Here is a 19,722-nt window from a genome sequence, read left to right on the forward strand (position 1 = left end):
ACGCTCCCGCGCGGTCCTGCCGTCAGCTCTCGGTCCTGCCGTCAGCTCTCGGGAGTGACGGTCTCGACCGCGCCGTCGTCCACGAGCGGAACCTGGTCCGGCCAGTCGGAGGCGCGGGATTCCACGTCGGTCTCCGAGTGCGCGCCGCAGCCGTGGTCGAGCGAGACCACCTTGCCGTCGTCGGGGGACCACTCGTTCGCGCAGACCCCGAAGAGCTGGCCCATCGGGCCGGCGAGCGGGATGAGGAACCCGCAGCTGAGGCACTCGGACGCCGACGCCACCGCGCCGGCCGACGTCGGACCGCGTGAGCCGCGGTACCACCGCTCGGCCGCCGCGTCGCGCCCCTCGGGCGACAGGACCCGTGCGCGGGCGAGCGCGAGTTCGTCGATCGCCACCTCGTCGGCCTCGGGGTCACCGGTCGGCGTGTAGCCGGGTTCGAGGCGCGGGTCGTCGGCACGGAACGGCAGCACGTCGCCGGAGCCGATGTCACCCGGCCGCAGCCGTTCGGCCCACGGCACCCACGCCGGCGCCAGGATCGCCTCGTCGCCGGGCAGCAGCTCGACCTCGGACACGGTCGCGTTGCGGCTGCGGGGGACACGGGCCACGGTCACGGTCCAGTGCCAGCCGCGGTAGCCCTTCATCGTCGCCGCGAAGCGGTGCGAGACCACGCGGTCGGCCTCCAGGGCGGTGCCGAGGTGCTCGCCGACGTCCGACGAATGCTCCGCGACCTCCTCGGCCGCGGCGCGTGCCAGCTCCACGGCGCCGTTGAGCACGGCGTCGCGGCTGGTCCGAGTGGTACGGCGGGCGGTCGCGCGCCGGGCGGGTGCTGTCGTCGTCACAGTGGGCCTCACGGGTGGTCGGTCAGGCTGCGAAGTCGTCCGCGACCTTGCGCAGCATCTTCGCGATCTTCTCCGAGTTGGCGGGGTAGCGCCCCCTGCGCAGGCTTTCCGCCGCGGCGTCGAGCACCTTGTGCAGGTCCTCGACGATCACGGCCATGTCGTCCGGCGGCGTGCGCTTGTTCTTGGCGACCGACGGGACCGCGGTGTCCAGCACGCGAACGGCCAGTGCCTGCGGCCCCTTACGGCCGTCGGCCACGCCGAACTCGACCTTCGCGCCGGGGCGGGGCACCACGCCGTCGGGCAGCGCCGAGGCATGGAGGAACACCTCGCCGCCGTCGTCGCTCCCGATGAAACCGAAGCCACGATCGGCGTCGAACCACTTGACCTTGCCGGTGGGCACCTGAACCTTCTCCTGCTGCGCGGCGAGCGGACTCGCCGGTATGGACCGGGGCGGCCGCAGGCCCGCCGACGCGCGCGTCGGGGAACTGCTGACCAGAGAACAAGGTTACCGGTCCGGCGCGGGGTACGTCGCATCCATTCGGCCCGCCCTCACGGGTACCGCCGCCACCCGGGCCGGCGGGGCCCTCAGGCAGGCCACGTAGCATTGCCGGGATGGCCTCATCGCTTCCCGAGGCGCCCGCGACGGCCACCCGGCGTTTCGCCGAGGACCTCAGGCAGCGCTCGGACACCGAGCTCGTCGCGCTGCTGCGCGTCCGGGCCGACCTGGCCGTCCCGTCCCCCGCCACGCTCCGCTCCCTGGCGGCCCGTGCGTCGAGCCACACCTCGCTCGAACGCGCGCTCGCCCGCGTGAACGCGCTGGTGCTGCAGGTGGTCGAGGCGGTCGTCGCGCTCGGCGGACTCCCTCGTGCGCAGATGGCGCGCGCGGTCGGTGCCGACGCACAGGACCCGGCCGCCGCTCCCGAGGGCACGGACGCCACGGACGCGCCCTCCCCGGACACCGCCACGCCTCGCACGGCGCGACAGCAGATCGACGACGCCGTCGGTGTCGCCGTGACCGCCGCCCTGCTCTGGGACGACGGCGACGTCCTGCGCCCCTCGCCCGGACTGGACGAGGTCTTCGGCCGCCACCCCGCCGGCCTCGGCCCGGCGGTTGCCGACCTCGGGCATTCTCCGGCCGCGCGGATCGACGCGACGCCGCCGGAGCAACGCGCCGTGCTCGACGCCCTCGCGTGGGGGCCGCCCGCCGGTCGGATGCCACCAGCCGGCACCCGGCAGCGAGAGGCGGTCGACGCGTTGGTCGCCCAGGGCCTGCTGGCGCGCGCGGACGCCCAGCACGTCCTCCTGCCGCGGGAGGCCGGACTCGCACTCCGCGGCGGCAGGACGCACCGTGCCCCGGCGCTGCGCCCCGCGCCCGTCGGCACGGACATTCCCGCGGCGACCCTCGCGGCCGAGTCGGCCGCCGCCGCGCTGGAACTGGTGCGGCGCACGACCGTCCTGCTGTCCGCCTGGTCCGACGATCCGCCGAGGGTCCTGCGCTCGGGCGGTCTGGGCGTGCGGGACCTGCGGCGGCTGGCGGCCAGGCTGGAGTGCGACGAGCCTTCCGCGGCGTTCGTCGCCGAGCTCGCGGGTGAGGCGGGGCTGGTACGGGACGACGGCGAGCCGGAGCCGTCGTTCGTGCCGGTGGACGCGACGTGGTCCGAGCGGGACGACGCCGGCCGCTGGGCGGTGCTCGCCCGGGCGTGGGCCGCGTCGCACCGCACTCCGTGGCGCGTCGGCACGAGGGACGAGTCCGGCGCGCTGTGGTCCGCGCTGGCGCCGGGCCTGGAACGGGGGTGGGTCCCGCGGCTGCGCGCCGCCGTCCTGCGGGTCCTCGACTCGGCCGACGGCGCACTGTCACCCGACGACGTCCAGGCAGTGCTCACCTGGGAGGCGCCCCGCAACGCACCTCCGTCGGACGCGGTGCGCGGCCTGCTGCTGGAGGCGTCGTGGCTGGGCCTGACCGGCGCGGGCGCGCTGGCGCCACCGGGGCGCGCCCTGGCGGGCATCCCGTCCGCGGACGGGACCGGAGCGGTGCCGGCGCACCACGGCACGGCAGGGGGAGGGCGCTCGGGGACCACGGAGCGTTCCCTGCCGGCAGAGGCCGCCGACCCCCTCGTCACGGCGCTGCGCACGGTGCTGCCGTCCGAGGTGGACGAGATGCTGCTCCAGGGCGACCTGACCGGTGTCGTCCCCGGGCGGCCCTCACGGGAACTGGCGAGCCTGATCGAGATCGCCGCGGACACGGAGTCCCGTGGCGCCGCCACCACGGTGCGGTTCTCGCCGGCCTCGGTGACCCGGGCACTGGACCGGGGCCGCTCCGCGGACGACCTGCTGACCGCTCTCGGACGCCACTCCCCGGTCCCGGTGCCGCAGCCCCTCGAGTACCTCGTCCGCGACACCGCACGCCGGCACGGTGCGGTGCGGGTGGGTGTCGCGTCGTCGTACCTGCGTGCCGCCGACGAGGTGACTCTCGCCGGGCTGGAGCACGATCCCGCTCTCGCACACCTGGGACTGGTCCGGCTCGCGCCGACGGTCCTCGCGGCGTCGGCGCCGCCGGCGCTGCTGCACGAGACCCTGCGCGAGCGGGGCGTGGTGTCGGCGCTGGAGGGACCGGACGGCCGGGTGCTCGACGTGCGGCACCGGCGGGCCGCCGACCTCCGCGGTGCACGCCGGCCCGCCCCGCGGTCGGCGCGTGCCCTCTCGCGCGCCGGGCGCGGGCCCGACGCCTCCGGCCCCCCGGTCCGCTCCGAGCCCGACCTCACCGCGCTGGTGTCCGCTCTCCGGGCCGCCGACGACGACGCCCACACGCCCGCAACGGCCGGCCCACGCCCCGACGACACGACCGGACCCGGCGCCGCGCCGCCGCCGTCGGACACGGACAGGCACACGGACAGGGACACGGACGCGGGAACACAACCGCATGCCGATGGGTTGGCCCTGCTGCGCGAGGCGGTCCGGGACGGACTGCTCGTCCGGGTCGACGTGGTCGGCGCGGCGGGGAAACTCGAACGCCGCACGTTGCGCCCGCTGCGCCTCGACGGAGGCCGGCTGCGCGCCCTCGACCCGGCCCGCGACGCCGAGATCACGGTGGCGGTGCACCGCATCGCCCGGGTCGCGGCGCACGACGACGCGCCGTAGCACGACCGCAACGAGAGGAACGCCCATGGCCGACGGCCCGCTGATCGTCCAGAGCGACAAGTCGCTGCTGCTGGAGGTGGACCACCCGCGAGCGGCGGACGCCCGCCGGGCGATCGCACCGTTCGCCGAGCTGGAGCGCGCTCCCGAGCACATCCACACGTACCGGCTGACGTCGCTCGGCCTGTGGAACGCGCGCGCGGCCGGGCACGACGCCGAGCAGGTGGTGGACACGCTCATCGAGTACTCCCGCTATCCCGTGCCGCACGCCCTGCTGGTGGACGTCGCGGAGATCATGTCGCGCTACGGCCGCCTCCGGCTCCAGAGGCACCCGGCGCACGGCCTGGTCCTCATCGCCGGCGACAAGGCGGTGCTCACGGAGGTCCTGCGCAGCAAGCGGACCGCGGGACTGGTCGGGGAACGCGTCGACGAGTCGACCGTGGTCGTCCACCCCTCGCAGCGCGGCCACCTCAAGCAGGTACTGGTCAAGCTGGGCTGGCCGGCGGAGGACCTGGCGGGCTACGTCGACGGCGAGTCGCACCCGATCGCGCTGACCCCCGTCACCACGCCGCGGGCGCCCGGCGAGGAGCCCCGGCCGTGGGCGCCCCGGCCGTACCAGGCGCAGGCGGTGGAGGGGTTCTGGCACGGCGGCTCCGGTGTCGTGGTGCTGCCGTGCGGCGCGGGCAAGACGATCGTGGGCGCGGGCGCGATGGCGAAGTCGGGGACGACGACGCTGATCCTGGTGACCAACACGGTCAGCGCTCGCCAGTGGCGCGACGAACTGGTGCGTCGCACGACCCTGACCGAGGACGAGATCGGCGAGTACTCGGGAGCGAAGAAGGAGATCAAGCCGGTCACCATCGCCACGTACCAGGTACTCACCACGAAGCGGAAGGGCGTGTACACGCATCTCGAGCTGCTCGACGCCCGGGACTGGGGCCTCGTGCTCTACGACGAGGTGCACCTGCTCCCGGCCCCCATCTTCCGGATGACCGCTGACCTCCAGGCGCGACGCCGGCTGGGCCTGACCGCCACGCTGGTCCGGGAGGACGGCAAGGAGGACGAGGTGTTCAGCCTCATCGGGCCCAAGCGGTTCGACGCTCCGTGGAAGGACATCGAGTCGCAGGGGTACATCGCACCCGCGGACTGCGTGGAGGTCCGGCTCACGCTGCCGGAGTCGGAGCGCATGACCTACGCGACGGCCGAGCCCGAGGACAAGTACCGGCTGGCCGCGTCGGTGCCCGGGAAGAACCACGTGGTGGAGGCGCTCGTCGCGCGGCATCCCGACGACCAGGTGCTCGTGATCGGGCAGTACGTGGACCAGCTCGAGGAGCTGGCCGCACACCTGGACGCACCCCTCATCACGGGTGCGACGACGGTGCGGGAGCGGCAGAAGCTCTTCGCCGCCTTCCGGAGCGGCGAGATCACGCGGCTCGTGGTGTCGAAGGTCGCGAACTTCTCGGTGGACCTGCCGGAGGCGTCGGTGGCGATCCAGGTGTCGGGGGCGTTCGGGTCGCGGCAGGAGGAGGCGCAGCGGCTGGGCCGGATCATGCGGCCCAAGGAGGACGGCCGCACCGCGCACTTCTACGCGGTGGTGGCGCGTGACACCGTGGACCAGGACTTCGCCGCCCACCGCCAGCGGTTCCTGGCCGAGCAGGGCTACGCGTACCGGATCGTGGACGCGGAGGACCTGCTGGCGGCGTGAGCGGGTGATTGTAGTGGACACCACGCACATATCACCCTTTCTGATTTGCGGGCCACCCAGCCGCGGGCGACCATCGGTGTCGTGACCCAGACCCTCGCCCCTCACGATCATCCGGCCCCGGATGCCCGCGCCGGGACGACGTCGTCCCGGCGCACCGTGCTCGCGGGCGTCATCGCCGGCGGTGTCCTCGTCGGACTGTTCGGCACCGCGTTCGCGATCGGCGGGACGACGTTGTCGGACCACGCCGAGGCCGGGGTGGTCGGTGCCGACCACGATCCGCCGGCCGGTGCCGAGCCGTCCCCGACCGGCACGGAACTCCTGTCGGCGAAGGTCCAGGCGGCCACCATGCAGGACATCCTGCCGTCGGCCATGCCGATCGTCGTCGACGTGCCGGTCACCGACGAGGCGGGGGTGCTCTCGCCCGAGGAGTACGAGCGCGTGTCGCAGGCCGTCGCGGCCGTCGAGGCGGAGACGTCACTGCGGCTCTTCGTCGTGTACCTCGAGACGTTCGACGGCATCCCGCCCGAGGACTGGGCCGACGCGACGGCCACGAAGTCGGGCCTCACACCCGAGGAACTGCTCCTCGCCATCGCGACCACGGACCACGTCCAGGGCCTGTCCGTCGATGTCAACGGGCCGGTGTCCACCCGCGACCACGCGTCGATCGTCGCCGCCTCCCAGACCGCCGTCGCCGAGGGCGACTGGGCCGCGGCCGCGACGGGCGCCGCGGAGGCGGCGGTGGACACCCGGGATCCGGGCGGCTGGTCGTGGTGGACGGTCGTCGCACTCCTGGCCGTCGTCGCCGTCGGCGCCGCGCTCGCCGCCGGCTGGTGGTACCTGCGCCATCGAGGTCCGCGCGCCGAAGCGGACACGCCCGAGGACGACGTCCCGTACGCCGCCGATGACGACGGCGCACCGAGCGCCGGAGACGGCGACGCGACGAGCACACCGGCGGGAACGCCGGTCCGGACGCCGGCGGACGCCGGAAGGCTCCGCGATGCGCCGACCGTCCCGACGATGCCCGGCTCCGCGGACGACCGGGCCACGGCGGCGCCCTCACCCGCCGACGACGGGTCAGAGCCCGACCACGCCGTGGTCCGGACGCCGGCGATCGCCGGTGTCACGCCGGTCCGGGCCGGGACGATGACGGCCGCCGCACCGGCCGCACCGGCTCCGGCGCTCGCTCCCCTGTCGCCGACCCGGCCCACCACCGGGTCGGTGTCGGGCCCCCTGCCCACCACCATGACGGCAACGGCCGCGGCCCCCGTGGTCGCGCCCGCACCGGCACCCGACGGCAGCCCGCGGTCGCACCCGGAGGACGACGACGCGTCCGGCGCCCATCGACCGGGCCCGGCCGGCGGCCGTCCCGACGGACCGTCCGGTGCCCTTCCGGACGACCTGTCCGACGGCGAGCTCGCGGCCCGGGCCGACGACGCCCTCGTCACACTCGACGACGCGCTGCGCACCTCCGCCCAGGAACTGGAACTGGCCCGCGCCGAGTCGAGCGGTGGCGGCCTTCATGACCTCGAGGTCGTCCTCGCCGACGCCACCGAGCGAACGCGGGAGGCGTTCGCGCTGCGGGCCGAGCTGCTGTCGGCCGATGAAGGGCCGTCCCGCGACCTCGCGCACCAGGTCCTGGCCCTCTGCTCCGAGGCGTCGGCCTCGCTCGACTCGGGGACGGCGGCACTCGAGGACGTCCGCCGGCTGAAGTCCCGCGCGAACCGCCTGCTCGACGCGTCCTGGCAGCGGGCCGGCGAGCTCGACCGGAAGATCGAGCAGGCCCGCGAGGCACTGTCCGCCCTCGCCGGCGAGTTCCCCGGTGACGCGATCAAACCGGTCACCGGGAACGCCGAGCTGGCCGAGCACCTCGTCGCGGACGCCCGTCGGGCCATCGACACCGGCCGGGCCGCGAGCGCGAAGCGTGACCGCGCGTTCGCCGCGGCGGCCGCCCGCAGTGCGCAGAACGCGCTGGCTCACGCCGAGCGGCTGCTCGACGAGGTGCACGCCACTCACGCCGACCTGACCGAGGCCCTGCCACGGCTGGACAAGGCGGTGGCATCACTCACCCAGGATGTCGGCGACACCGAGCGGGTCGCCGGTGGCGACCCGCAGGCGGCAATGGCCCGGACCACTGCCCGGGCGGCGCTCAAGCAGGTCGAGGTGACCCGCGAGACGGCCGACCCGTTCGCTCTCCTGGCGCGCGTCGCCGCGGCCGAGAGCGCACTGGACCGGGCGCTGGCGCGGCATCGGGACGCGTCCGAGGTGGACGCGCGCAAGGCCGCACTGGTACGCGACACGCTGAGCCGGCTCGACGTGCGGCTCCGCCAGGTCGACACCCTGGTCACGACGCGGCGTGGCGCCGTCGGCCCCGACGCCCGCATGCGCCACTCCGAAGCGGCGCGCCTGACGGCCGCCTCGCGGGACGCACGGGCACGCGGGGATCGCGCGGCCGCGCTGGACCTGGCGCAGCGGGCCGACACGCAGGCGTTTCAGGCGCTCACGGCCGCTCTGCGGGATGCCGCCGCCGACGGCGCCCCCCGCGGCATGCCGCTCGCCGGGATCAACCTGACCCTCGAGGGCAGGCGAGGACACGGTGGGGGCACCGGCGCGAAGGCGGGCCTGCTCGGCCTTCTCACGCGCTCGCCGCGCCACGTGCGCACCGGTGGGATCGGCGGCGGATTCGGAGGCGGCGGATTCGGTTCGGGCCGGGCCGACTGAAGATCCCGCGGGGTGTGGTCGGTCCTTCAACTCGTGGGGCGGATCGACGTGACGAAGGCGTCAGCCAGGCTTTGGCCGAACCGGGCCGCCTCGTCGGCGTGTTCCTCGATGTCGGCGACGACGGCCGCGGCGTCGATGTCGTCCGCCTGGGCAGCCCAGCGCGCCGCGAGGGCAGGCCCTGCCTCGGGATGGAACTGCACGCCGAGCGCAGACCCCCACCGGAACGCCTGGTAGGGATACATCTCGCTGGAGGCGAGCCACGTGGCGCCGTCGGGCAGTTCGACGACGGCGTCGGCATGCATGCTCACGGCGCGCGTCACGGCCACGGCGTCGGCGCCCGCCGCGGTGGGCGCCGTGGCGTCCCGCGCTCCGGCGACGGCCGCGAGCGCGGCACCGGTGACCGGATCGGCGAGCGCGGCCTCGCGCCAGGCGATCGCCGCCGCTCCCGCTTCTCGTCCGGGAGGGGCCGCGACCTGTACCGATCCCCCGCCTGCCACGGCGAGCAACTGGCCGCCGAGGCAGATGCCGAGCGTCGGCACCCCGGAGCGTGCGGCGTCGGCGAGCAGGTCGCGTACGGCGGGCAGCCACGGGGCGTCGTCGTCGGAGTAGGCGGACATGGTGCCGCCGAGCACGACGAGCGCGTCGCCCACGTCGGCCACCGCGGGGACGGGTTCTCCCGCGAACGCGAGGACGAGGCGCACGCCCGGGCCGAGACGTGCGGCGAAGCGGTCCATGGGGACGTCGCGGTCGTTCTGGATCACCGTGATCCGTGGTGCGGCGGAAGGAGCCACGGGGTTGTCGGAGGACTCGGAGTCAAGCACGGTGGCTCAAAGTACATCCACGGCTACGCTGGGGTCCATGTCCGTTCCGTCAGCGCAGGCCTCGCCGCGTCGCACCTACCTCGTCGTCGACGGCGAGAACATCGACGCGACCCTCGGGATGAACGTCCTGAACCGCCGGCCCGCGCCGGACGAGCGGCCGCGCTGGGACCGCATCTCGGCGTTCGCGCAGAAGGTCTGGTCGCAGGACGTCGTGCCGCTGTTCTTCCTGAACGCGACCTCGGGCCAGATGCCCATGCCGTTCGTGCAGGCACTGCTGGCGATGGGCTACCGGCCGATCCCGCTCGCCGCGCAGGGCTCGGAGAAGGTGGTCGACGTGGGTATCCAGCGCACGCTGGAAGCCTTGCGGGACCGCCCCGGGGACGTGTTGCTGGCCAGCCACGACGGCGACTTCCTGCCGCAGATCGAGGAGCTCCTGGACGACGAGGACCGCCGCGTCGGGCTGCTGGGCTTCCGGGAGTTCGTCAACGCGCGCCTCGCCGAGCTCGAGGAGCACGGCCTGCACATGTACGACCTCGAGGGTGACGCCGACGCATTCACCACCCTCCTGCCGCGCGTGCGGATCATCCCGATCGAGGAGTTCGACCCCACGAAGTACCTGTAGTCCCCGGGCGCCGGATCAGCTGCCGTCGGCCTCCAGCGCGGCCTGCTTCTTGCGGAGCCGGTGCAGCTCCGCGTCGAGGTTCTGCCGGGCCGGCTCCTCCCAGGCGGCGCCCATCGGCGAGCAGAACAGGGACTCGCGCCCCAGGAGCTTCGACAGGACCTTGATCCGGGCGGTCAGGTAGTCGGGCAGCGGGATGTGCTCGTACTCGGCGCGCACCCGTGCCGTGTACTCCTTGTACCGCTGGGGCTCGGCCGCGAGCATGGCCAGGTCGGCGTCGTTGAGGACGCACGCGTCGACGTCCGTCGCATCCGGAGCGTGCCGCAACAGCCCGTTGACCAGGTGCGCCACCCGGTCGGCGGACTTCGCAGGAACCCCCAGGCCGGTCAGCTCGGCGCGGGCGAGCTCCGCACTCGCCGACGTCTGCTCCCCGCCGTGCGAAGCGTACGCCGCCTTGGAGGCGGCGTCGAAGACGGCGCCGTGGTACCAGGCGGCGAGCCGCACGACGTCGGGCGAGTGCGTCTCCTCCGCGAGCTCGTCCACGCGGTGCAGCACCGCCCCGAGGTGTCGTAGGTCGTGGAAGTGCCGGTCCGGTCCGGACCAGCGCTCGAGGAGGTCCTCCCCCACCCGTTCGATCTCCTCCACCGGCGCTGTCGCGCCGATCCCGGAAACGCTCCGGACGAACGAGGAGATGTACCACTCCGGCGCCATGACGCCCATGCGATCAGACCTTCGGTTCGGTGACGTGTCTCGGGAGGTCAGGTGTGAGACCGACCACATGCTCAGCCTATTACCGCGGAGCCGTGCCGGTGGAGCCGGGCGCCGTCGGCCGAGTCGGGCAACGCCCCGGCCCTGCCGGATCTCAGGGGTCCGTGCCGGGCAGCGTGACGCGGACCGTCAGGCCGCCACCCCACGTCGGGTCCACCTCGATGTCACCGCCGTGCGCCTCCACGATCGCGGCCACGATCGCCAGGCCGAGCCCGGACCCGCCCGACTCCCGGTTGCGCGACGAGTCCGCGCGGTAGAACCGCTCGAAGATCCGCCGTGCGTGCTCGTCCGCCACGCCCGGCCCGTGGTCCCGTACCTCGATCACGGCCTGGCCGTCCCGCCCGTGCCCGACGGCGATCTCGGCGGGAGAGCCGGCGGGCGTGTGCCGCGCGACGTTGCCGATGAGGTTCGTGAGCACCTGTCGCAGCCGGTCGTCGTCGCCCTCCGTCATCACCGGGCCGGCGACGGCGGGCGTGGCAGGATCGGCCGCGGCATCGCCGTCCCCCTTCGTGCCGTCCCGCTCCGCACCGTCCCGCTCCGCACCGTCGTACGGCGTGCCGCCGGCGCCCTCGGCGCGCCCGCGGCCTTCGCCGTCGCCCCCGGACAGGCCGACGACGCGGACCTCACGCGACGGGTCGAGGGCGTGCAGGTCCTGCGCACTCTCCCGCGCCAGGACGGCGACGTCGACCGGCGCGCGCGCGATCGGCCGCCCCTCGTCGAGGCGGGCGAGCACGAGGAGATCGTTCACGAGCGTCCCCATGCGCCGGGCCGCGTCCTCGACGCGGCCCATCGTGTCGGCCACACGCTCGCCGTCCGGACCGTCCGGGCCGTCCAGGGCGCCCATCCGGTACAGCTCGCCGTACCCGCGGATCGTCGCGAGCGGAGTACGCAGCTCGTGCGACGCGTCCGACACGAACTGGCGCATCCGTGCCTCGGACGCCTCGCGGGCGGAGAAGGCCGTCTCGATCTGCGCCAGCATCGAGTTCAGCGACTCGGCCAGTGACCCGACCTCCGTGGACGGTGGCGGGGCGGGGACACGCCGGGACAGGTCGCCTGCCGCGATGGACGCGGCGGCGGTCTCGATCTCCCGGAGCTGGCGGAGGGAGCGTTCGATCATCAGCCAGGCGAGGGCGAGGCCGAAGAGCACGATGCCAAGGCCAGCGAAGATCAGCGTACGGGAGAGAAACTCGAGCGTGGCGTCGACTCTGCCGAGCGGGAGCGCCACGAATGCGCTCTGGGGAATGCTGGTGTCCGTGTTGTCCGGGTTGACCAGCGGGTAGACCCGCCATCGTGTCGCGGCCTCAGAGCCGTGCACGGCACGAACCGTGAAGGGCTCGCCCTTGCGCTCGACCGTCTCGGCATAGGTGAGATCCGGTATATCCGGAATACCATAGATCTCCACCGCGCCCTCACCACGCGGGGTCCTCACGTTGCCGTCCGTCCACCGGTACTCGATGTAGTAGTCGCTGGGCAGCGCCTTCGTCGTCTCGTAGTTCAGAACGCTCTCAACGACGGCATTCGCGAGAGCGGGCGCCTCCCGCTCCAACTGCGCGTCCACCTGATCGACCAGATACCCCCCGACGATCCCCCGCGCCAGCAGGCCCGTGATGATCAACCCTGCGGCCAGCAGGAACGCCGTGATCGCCACGAGTCGGGCCCGCAGGGGGACGGCAGCGATCCAGTCGGCGGGGCGACCTCCGCGCCCGGCCTCGACGTCCTCGGCAAGTCCGGACCGACGCCTGGGCGGCGTGGCCGCAGGCACGCCAAGAGCGGAAGCGTGCGTCGTCGCATCGGTCGCCGTCGCGTCCGCCGTCCTCGCATCCGTCGTCGCCGCGTCGGCCGACACGTCGAAGGCGACGGTCTGCCCTTCGGACATCGTGCCGGCCCGCGGGGGTTCATCGGGAGACGCCGCAGTGGATCGGGTGTCGTCTCTCATGGGCTCAGGTCGCCGCGCGCAGCAGGTATCCGACGCCTCGCTTGGTGTGGATGAGTGCGGGGAGCTGGACGGGACCGCCCGGCCCGTCCACGGTCAGGTTGTCGATCTTGCGGCGCAGGTAGGAGATGTACGACTCGACGATGTTCGCGTCGCCGCCCCAGTCGTACTGCCAGACGTGGTCGAGGATCTGCGCCTTCGAGAGCACGCGGCCCGCGTTGAGCATGAGGTAGCGCAACAGCTTGAACTCCGTGGGCGACAGGTCGATCTCGATGCCGGCGCGGCGGACCTCGTGGGAGTCCTCGTCCATCTCCAGGTCGCCGACCCTCAGCACGGCGTCGTCCTCGGGGACCGGGGTGCCGGTGCGACGCAGCACGGCACGGATCCGCGCCACGACCTCCTCCAGACTGAAGGGTTTGGTCACGTAGTCGTCGCCGCCGACGGTCAGGCCCTGGATCTTGTCCTGGGTGTCGTCGCGGGCGGTGAGGAAGAGGACGGGCGCGTGCTTGCCCGTGGCGCGCATGCGTCGCGTCACGGTGAAGCCGTCCATGTCGGGGAGCATCACGTCCAGCACGACGAGGTCGGGGTCCAGGTCCCGGACCAGCTGGAGCGCGCCGTTGCCGTCCGCCGCGGCATGCACCTCGAACCCCGCGAACCGCAGGGAGGTGGCAAGGAGTTCGCGGATGTTGGGCTCGTCGTCGACGACGACGAGCCGGGCCTCTGGTGTCGCCATGAGTTCAGTGTGCGGCGCGAGTCTGACACTTTCCTGAGAGCACCGTGAATGTTGCGCGGTCAGACCGTCAGGGCGGCGTGCCGAGGCGCCGACGCCTTCCACAGGCGACCGTCCGTCCACAGGCCACCGGGTCCACGAGGAAGGGCCGGCCGCGCCCGCCTAGCTTGTGTCGCACGGGCAGGGAGCCCTCGGGTGACGACGGCGGCTGCGAGCCGCAGGACGGGAGAGCGATGCGGTACCAGGTGGACAGCGAGCAGATGAACGTGGCGAGCGGGGCCGTGGCGGCGTCGGTGACCGCCGTGCGGGCAGAGGTGGCGGCGATGATGCGGAATCTCGACGCCCTGCAGGGCACGTGGACGGGCGGTGCCGCGACGGCGTTCTCGGGCACGGTGACGCAGTGGCGAGCCGCCCAGTCGCAGGTGGAGTCGGCGCTGGACGCGATTCAGACGGCGCTGGCGCAGGCGGCGCAGACCTATTCCGACGCGGAGCAGACGGCGACCCGGCTGTTCGGCTGAGCGGCACAACGGGGACGCTCGGCCGGAGCCCCCACGAACACGACGGAGGCCGCCCTCCCCGCGGGGAAGACGGCCTCCGTCGTGCGTGGGTGGCGTGGGTCAGAAGCCCATGCCGCCCATGTCGCCCATCCCGCCGTCACCGGCCGGAGCGGCGGCAGCCTTCTCCGGCTTGTCGGCCACGACGGCCTCCGTGGTGAGGAACAGCGCGGCGATCGAGGCGGCGTTCTGCAGAGCCGAGCGCGTCACCTTGACCGGGTCGTTCACGCCGGCGGCGAGCAGGTCCTCGTACACGCCGGTCGCGGCGTTCAGACCCTGGCCGGGCGTCAGCCCGCGCACCTTCTCCGCGACGACGCCACCCTCGAGGCCGGCGTTCACGGCGATCTGCTTGAGCGGGGCGTCGATCGCGGCCTTCACGATCTGCGCACCGGTGGCCTCGTCACCGTCGAGCTCGAGCTTCTCGAACGCGATGGCGCCGGCCTGGATCAGCGCCACGCCACCACCGGCGACGATGCCCTCCTCGACGGCGGCCTTGGCGTTGCGCACGGCGTCCTCGATGCGGTGCTTGCGCTCCTTGAGCTCCACCTCGGTGGCCGCACCGGCCTTGATGACGGCCACGCCGCCGGCCAGCTTGGCGAGGCGCTCCTGCAGCTTCTCGCGGTCGTAGTCGGAGTCCGACTTCTCGATCTCGCTGCGGATCTGGTTCACGCGGCCCGAGATGAGCTCGGCGTCGCCCGAACCCTCGACGATGGTGGTCTCGTCCTTCGTGACGACCACCTTGCGGGCGGTGCCCAGCATGTCGAGCGTGGCGTTCTCCAGCTTGAGACCGACGGTCTCGGAGATGACCTGGCCGCCCGTGAGGATGGCGATGTCCTGGAGCATGGCCTTGCGGCGGTCGCCGAAGCCCGGGGCCTTGACGGCGACGGACTTGAAGGTGCCGCGGATCTTGTTCAGCACCAGGGTCGCCAGGGCCTCGCCCTCGACGTCCTCGGCGATGATGAGCAGGGCGCGGCCCTGCTTCATGACCTGGTCCAGGATCGGGAGCATGTCCTTGACGTTCGAGATCTTCGACTCGACGATCAGGACGTACGGGTCCTCGAGCACGGCCTCCTGGCGCTCGGGGTCCGTCTCGAAGTAGCGCGCGAGGAAGCCCTTGTCGAAGCGCATACCCTCGGTGAGCTCGAGCTCCAGGCCGAAGGTGTTGGACTCCTCGACGGTGATGACGCCTTCCTTGCCCACCTTGTCGAGGGCCTCGGCGATGAGCTCGCCGATGGCCGGGTCGCCGGCGGAGATGGCCGCCGTGGAGGCGATCTGCTCCTTGGTCTCGACCTCCGTGGCCGAGTTGAGCAGCTGCTCGGTGACCGCCTCGGTGGCCTTCTCGATGCCGCGCTTCACGGCGATCGGGTTGGCGCCGGCGGCGACGACGCGCAGCCCCTCGCGCACGAGCGCCTGGGCGAGCACGGTGGCGGTGGTGGTGCCGTCACCCGCGACGTCGTCGGTCTTCTTGGCGACCTCCTTGACGAGTTCCGCGCCGATCTTCTCGTACGGGTCCTCGAGCTCGATCTCCTTCGCGATGGAGACGCCGTCATTCGTGATGGTGGGGGCGCCCCACTTCTTGTCGAGCACGACGTTGCGGCCCTTGGGGCCGAGCGTCACCTTGACGGTGTCGGCGAGCTGGTTGAGCCCGCGCTCCATGCTCCGACGAGCTTCCTCGTCGAAGGCAATCATCTTGGCCATGGGGATGAATCCTCCGCTGGTGGCTTTTGGTGAGCCGGCTCGGTGCCCGCGACGGACGACCTCTCCCGGGGCGATCACGTCTCGCCCAGGAACAGACCTCACCCGCCGGCCCTGCTGTCACTCTCGGTACGAGAGTGCTAAGACATTATTGGCACTCTCGCCTCGAGAGTGCAAGCAGGCTGCCCGGCCGCCACCCGATGCCGATCCGGCCGCCGCCTCCACGAACCGCCGGCGTCCTGGCGGATACCGAGGCGACGCCCGCGCGGCCCGGGCATCGTGACGGACCCGCCGGACGATGCTTTCGCCGGCACCGGTGGCGCCACGTCGAGCCCTGCGGGCGACGACGCGGTTCAGGAAGGACGACGCGGTTCAGGACGATGGTGGCGAGAGGTCCGGCGGTCGGCGGATCTCGAACTCGCGCACGAGCGCACGACGTGCGGCGTGCCAGCCCGACATCCCGTGGACGCCGGGACCGGGAGGCGTGGCCGCCGAACACAGGTACACGCCGTCCACGCCCGTCGAGTACGGGTCCCAGCGCATCCCGGTGGCGCCCGGGGCGGCGAGCATCCGCGACATCGTGGCCGCCCCCGTACCGATGTCGCCGCCGACGTAGTTCGCGTCGTGCGCCGGCATCCACGCGGCCGGCACGCACCGCGCGGCGACGACGACGTCGCGGAATCCCGGCGCGAACCGCTCGATCTGCCCGATGACGTCCTCGGTGACGTCGCGCTCCGAACCCGCCGGGACGTGGGCGTACGTCCACACCGGACGAAGTCCGTCGACCTCGCGCGCGGGGTCGGTCACGGTCGGGTCGCTGAGGAGGCAGACCGGACGCGCGGCGTGCCGCCCGGCGGCGACGGCCACCTCCGCCCCGGCCATCTGCTCCCGGGTACCGGCGAGATGTACGGTCGCGGCGCGCCCGACGTCGGGCACGGACCACGGCACCGGTCCGCTCAGCACGAGATCGACCTTGGCCGCCCCACCCCCGAAGCGATGGCTCCGCAGCGCCGCGCCGGAACGAGCCGGCAGGCGATCACCGAAGACCTGTCCGACGACGCCCGGCGCCGTGTCGAAGAGGTAGGCACGCGCCGGGGGGAGGTCGGTGCGCCGGCGGACGGGACGCGAGGTCTGGACCTCGCCGCCATGGGCGACGAGATCGGCGACCAACGCGTCGACGATGGCTCCCGAGCCGCCGAGCGGAAGGGCCCAACCGAGCGGCCCGTGGGCCAGCGCGCCGAGGAGGAGTGCCGTACCGGAGGCCGCGAGAGCGGGCAATGGCGTCATGACGTGCGCGGCGACGCCGGTGAGCAGCGCGGGAGCGACGTCACCGGTGAACCGGCGGTTCCAGAGCCGGGTGCCCTGCTCGATCAGCGCGGGCCCGAACATGAGCCCGGCCCGTGCCAGCTCGGCGGCCTCCCTGCCGAGATCGAAGGCACCGCCTCGGCCGCGGACCACCGTGTCCTGGCCGGGTTCTCGCCCGCCGGCCGACCCGTCACGCACGGGAGCGGGCGCGGCGAGGCCTCGCCTGTCGCCCATGGCCAGAGCCGTCACCGCCGGCCAGCGGTGAGCCAGCGGGCCGACGAGCGCCCGCCAGGCGGCGCCGTCGGGCCCGAGGCTCTCGACGGTCCGGTCGAGGTCGCGGAACGCCACGCCCGCACGCGGCGAACTCGATCCGGCGGCCGGGTCGAGCGGCTGAGCGTAGGAGACCTCGGCGGCGCGCAGGTCGATCCGTCGCGCCAGGCCGAACGCCCGGAAGAACGGAGATGCCCATGCCATGGGATGGACCGCGGAGCAGAGGTCGAAGCGGAGGTTCGCTCCGGTCGCGCCGTCCATGCCCGCGACAGGCAGGGCCGTACCGGGCATATCAGGCGCGGGCGCTGCCGTGGCGAGATCCGCGCCCGTGAGTGTGCGCGCGCCACCGCCGATCGAGGACTGCTCCTCGAGCACCCGGACCACGAGGCCGGCGCGGGCGAGGGTCACGGCGGCCGCGAGTCCGTTGGGCCCGGAGCCGACGACGACGGCGTCCAGCACGGTCATACCTTCATCGAACCACGGACGAGGCCGGACGGGTGTACCGGAGGCACCGGTGAGGCACCGTGTCCGAGTAAGAGCGGACGGGCGCGCGGGATCCCGCTTCCGGCCGGAAAGGGGCCCGTGTGGGAGTGGTCGAAGGGACGCGGGCGGGCGGCGAGCGGGTCGGGGCCGCGCGCCACCCTGCGTCGATCGGAGAGACCGGCCAGGGGGAAACCGGTCCGGGACTCAGATCAGAGGGGTCGGACCATCTCCGCCTGCGGGCCCTTCTGACCCTGTCCCACTTCGTACTCGACCGCCTGTCCCTCGTCGAGGGTGCGGTAGCCGTCCACCTGAATCGCGCTGTAGTGGACGAACAGGTCCTGCCCGCCGGAGGTCGGGGTGATAAAGCCGTACCCCTTCTCCGCGTTGAACCACTTGACGGTGCCCTGGGCCATGCACTTCTCCTTGCATCTCGCACGGGCCACTCGGTTCGACCCGTGGTGATTCGAGGCTAGTGCTCCAAGTCACACTATGGAAGGGGTAAATCGCTATTTGACGGATTCTGCGCTGGGCGAACGCCCAGGTCAGGGGAGTCGGGTTCGTATACGGAACAGCGCTTCTGCGTGCAGTAACACCGATTCACCTGCCACGGCGGGCGAATTTTCTCGACCATCCGTAACGTTTCGACGGGATTGGATTCGGCGCGTAAATCCAAGAGGTAGGGGGAAGCCACAATCCCCGTTGCGGCAAAGCACCGCGATGGCGTGAGCCCTGGGGAGGCGACGCCCGAGGCAAGAGGCACGCCGGCATTCCCGTGAATGGCGGACCCGGCCCGCCGGACCGGCGTCAACCGGTCCGGGCGGCGCCGCGGCCGGCGGCGCCGCCGGTGGTGTCGAGGCCGGCGGTGTCGAGGCCAGCGGGTGTCGAGGCCAGCGGGTGTCGAGGCCGGCGGTCCGGCGGCACCGAGGCCGGCGATCGGGCGGCCCCACGGCCGGGCCGCGACCGGCGAAATCGATGTGCCCGCCCCGGAACGGGACGGGCACATCAACGAGCGTGCTCAGGAAAGTGTCGGCTCAGGCTCCCGGCGGAGTCACCAGGATGACCCAGACGCCCTCCGTCGGATGCGCGGCGACGTCAGCGGACTCCTGCACGTTGGCCCCCGAGATCCCCAGCGCGTCTGCGACCGCAGAGGCCGTGTCGGCGCGGTCGCCGCCGTACAGCACGGTGTTCGCGGTGACGGAGCCCGCGGCGGGCCCGTTGGCGGCGCCGGCATCGAGCGGGTGGATCTCGCCGGAGAAGCCGGCTGCCTGAAGATTCGTCGCCGTCGTGCCCGCCATGCCGGACCCGGCGCCGTCGTTGTACACGCCGATGGTCACCGTCAGGTCGGCCAGCGCGGGATCGCCGGGCAGCGCGTCACCGCCACCTGCGGCGTCGGACGGCTCGCCGCTCGGCTCGTTGCCGCCTTCACCGCCCTCGCCCTCGTTCTGGCCGCCGCCTTCACCATCGGCTGCGCCGCTGGCGCTGGCGGAAGGGCCGGGCGAGACGCTGGCGGTCGGCTCCGCTGCCGAGTTGCCCTCGTTCCCACCGCCGGACAGGAGGGTGATGCCGCCCCACGCGACACCGGCACAGACCAGCGCGACCAGCAGGAACGGCCATGCCGAACTCCAACCGCTGCGCGGCGCGCGGTGCACGCCAACAGGTGCGCCGCCAGGCACGGCGACGTCGAACTCGTCGGGCGGGTAGCGGTACGTGCTGTTGGTCACGGCGGACAGGGTAGCCCAGACTCCTGGGCTCTCAGGGCTTCTCGTCCGCGAGCCGCCGGCCGGATCTCGCGCCCCGGCGCGTCACGCGCATCCGACGCAGCCGCGTGACCAGCATCGGGTCCTGAGCGAGCGCCGCGGGTGTGTCGATCAACGCGTTCAACACCTGGTAATACCGCGTCGACGTCATGTCGAACAGCTCCCGGACCGCCTCCTCCTTGGCCCCGGCCAGCCGCCACCACTTGCGCTCGAACGCGAGGATCTCGCGCTCCAGGTCGGAGAGCTCGCCCGCCGTCTCGTCCGAGGGCCCCGCGACGGCGCCCGCGGGCTCGACGTCGACCGCCTCCGAGGACTCGATCAGCATCTTGCTCATGCGGCCAGACTACGACCAGGTGAACACTTGTGTCATTTGTCCAGCGTATCGCGCCC

The 19,722-nt window shown here is 73.1% G+C and carries 16 protein-coding genes; 5 read left to right on the plus strand and 11 right to left on the minus strand.

The features are described 5' to 3' along the window. Nucleotides 1-41: 41 nt before the first annotated feature. Both J0911_RS18070 and J0911_RS18075 read right to left on the minus strand, forming a co-directional pair. Nucleotides 42-839 (minus strand): DUF3027 domain-containing protein, encoded by a 798-nt coding sequence (locus J0911_RS18070; RefSeq protein ID WP_207276904.1) that lies wholly within the window; start codon nucleotides 837-839, stop codon nucleotides 42-44. A 22-nt stretch (nucleotides 840-861) separates the two neighbouring features. Next, a complete protein-coding gene (locus tag J0911_RS18075; RefSeq protein WP_207276905.1) occupies nucleotides 862-1,239 on the minus strand; it encodes a cold-shock protein in 378 nt (125 codons plus the stop codon). Nucleotides 1,240-1,451: 212 nt separating this feature from the next. On the opposite strand from J0911_RS18075, the gene J0911_RS18080 reads away from it, so the two are divergent. The 3 genes from J0911_RS18080 (at nucleotide 1,452) to J0911_RS18090 (ending at nucleotide 8,397) form a co-directional block, all read left to right on the plus strand. Continuing rightward, complete coding sequence (locus J0911_RS18080) at nucleotides 1,452-3,977, plus strand: helicase-associated domain-containing protein (RefSeq protein ID WP_207276906.1); 2,526 nt, start codon at nucleotides 1,452-1,454, stop codon at nucleotides 3,975-3,977. A gap of 25 nt (nucleotides 3,978-4,002) precedes the next feature. Beyond that, nucleotides 4,003-5,679, plus strand: a complete 1,677-nt coding sequence (locus tag J0911_RS18085) for a DNA repair helicase XPB (RefSeq protein ID WP_207276907.1) — start codon at nucleotides 4,003-4,005, stop codon at nucleotides 5,677-5,679. An 81-nt stretch (nucleotides 5,680-5,760) separates the two neighbouring features. Beyond that, nucleotides 5,761-8,397, plus strand: a complete 2,637-nt coding sequence (locus J0911_RS18090) for a TPM domain-containing protein (RefSeq protein ID WP_207276908.1) — start codon at nucleotides 5,761-5,763, stop codon at nucleotides 8,395-8,397. A 26-nt stretch (nucleotides 8,398-8,423) separates the two neighbouring features. Here J0911_RS18090 and J0911_RS18095 read toward each other — a convergent pair whose 3' ends face one another. After that, nucleotides 8,424-9,218: a type 1 glutamine amidotransferase gene (locus J0911_RS18095; protein WP_307865166.1), complete on the minus strand. Its 795-nt coding sequence runs from the start codon at nucleotides 9,216-9,218 to the stop codon at nucleotides 8,424-8,426. 37 nt (nucleotides 9,219-9,255) lie between these two features. Here J0911_RS18095 and J0911_RS18100 point away from each other — a divergent pair, with 37 nt between their 5' ends. Then, the gene (locus J0911_RS18100; RefSeq protein ID WP_207276909.1) at nucleotides 9,256-9,840 is read left to right on the plus strand and encodes an NYN domain-containing protein; all 585 of its coding nucleotides are present in this window, start codon (nucleotides 9,256-9,258) and stop codon (nucleotides 9,838-9,840) included. A gap of 15 nt (nucleotides 9,841-9,855) precedes the next feature. Here the strand turns inward: J0911_RS18100 and J0911_RS18105 are convergent, their stop codons facing one another. From J0911_RS18105 to J0911_RS18115, 3 genes are all read right to left on the minus strand, one after another. Then, on the minus strand, nucleotides 9,856-10,557 hold the full coding sequence (locus tag J0911_RS18105) for an HD domain-containing protein (protein ID WP_207276910.1): 702 nt from the start codon (nucleotides 10,555-10,557) through the stop codon (nucleotides 9,856-9,858). A 142-nt stretch (nucleotides 10,558-10,699) separates the two neighbouring features. After that, the gene (locus J0911_RS18110; protein WP_207276911.1) at nucleotides 10,700-12,481 is read right to left on the minus strand and encodes a sensor histidine kinase; all 1,782 of its coding nucleotides are present in this window, start codon (nucleotides 12,479-12,481) and stop codon (nucleotides 10,700-10,702) included. A 64-nt stretch (nucleotides 12,482-12,545) separates the two neighbouring features. Beyond that, nucleotides 12,546-13,271 (minus strand): response regulator transcription factor, encoded by a 726-nt coding sequence (locus J0911_RS18115; RefSeq protein WP_207276912.1) that lies wholly within the window; start codon nucleotides 13,269-13,271, stop codon nucleotides 12,546-12,548. Between the two features lie 230 nt (nucleotides 13,272-13,501). Here J0911_RS18115 and J0911_RS18120 point away from each other — a divergent pair, with 230 nt between their 5' ends. Beyond that, complete coding sequence (locus J0911_RS18120; RefSeq protein WP_207276913.1) at nucleotides 13,502-13,786, plus strand: WXG100 family type VII secretion target; 285 nt, start codon at nucleotides 13,502-13,504, stop codon at nucleotides 13,784-13,786. A 99-nt stretch (nucleotides 13,787-13,885) separates the two neighbouring features. Here the strand turns inward: J0911_RS18120 and groL are convergent, their stop codons facing one another. The 5 genes from groL to J0911_RS18145 all read right to left on the minus strand — a co-directional run bounded on the left by groL (nucleotide 13,886) and on the right by J0911_RS18145 (nucleotide 19,666). Beyond that, a complete protein-coding gene (gene groL / locus J0911_RS18125; RefSeq protein ID WP_207276914.1) occupies nucleotides 13,886-15,520 on the minus strand; it encodes a chaperonin GroEL in 1,635 nt (544 codons plus the stop codon). A gap of 369 nt (nucleotides 15,521-15,889) precedes the next feature. Then, complete coding sequence (locus tag J0911_RS18130; RefSeq protein WP_207276915.1) at nucleotides 15,890-17,557, minus strand: phytoene desaturase family protein; 1,668 nt, start codon at nucleotides 17,555-17,557, stop codon at nucleotides 15,890-15,892. A gap of 227 nt (nucleotides 17,558-17,784) precedes the next feature. Then, nucleotides 17,785-17,988, minus strand: coding sequence for a cold-shock protein (locus J0911_RS18135; protein WP_192861768.1), 204 nt, complete (start codon nucleotides 17,986-17,988; stop codon nucleotides 17,785-17,787). Nucleotides 17,989-18,606: 618 nt separating this feature from the next. Further along, nucleotides 18,607-19,296, minus strand: a complete 690-nt coding sequence (locus J0911_RS21250; RefSeq protein ID WP_207276916.1) for a LytR C-terminal domain-containing protein — start codon at nucleotides 19,294-19,296, stop codon at nucleotides 18,607-18,609. Nucleotides 19,297-19,327: 31 nt separating this feature from the next. After that, nucleotides 19,328-19,666, minus strand: a complete 339-nt coding sequence (locus J0911_RS18145; RefSeq protein ID WP_242636991.1) for a DUF3263 domain-containing protein — start codon at nucleotides 19,664-19,666, stop codon at nucleotides 19,328-19,330. Between the last annotated feature and the right edge of the window lie 56 nt (nucleotides 19,667-19,722).

The organism is Myceligenerans salitolerans, assembly GCF_017349295.1.
GTDB lineage: Bacteria > Actinomycetota > Actinomycetes > Actinomycetales > Cellulomonadaceae > Myceligenerans > Myceligenerans salitolerans.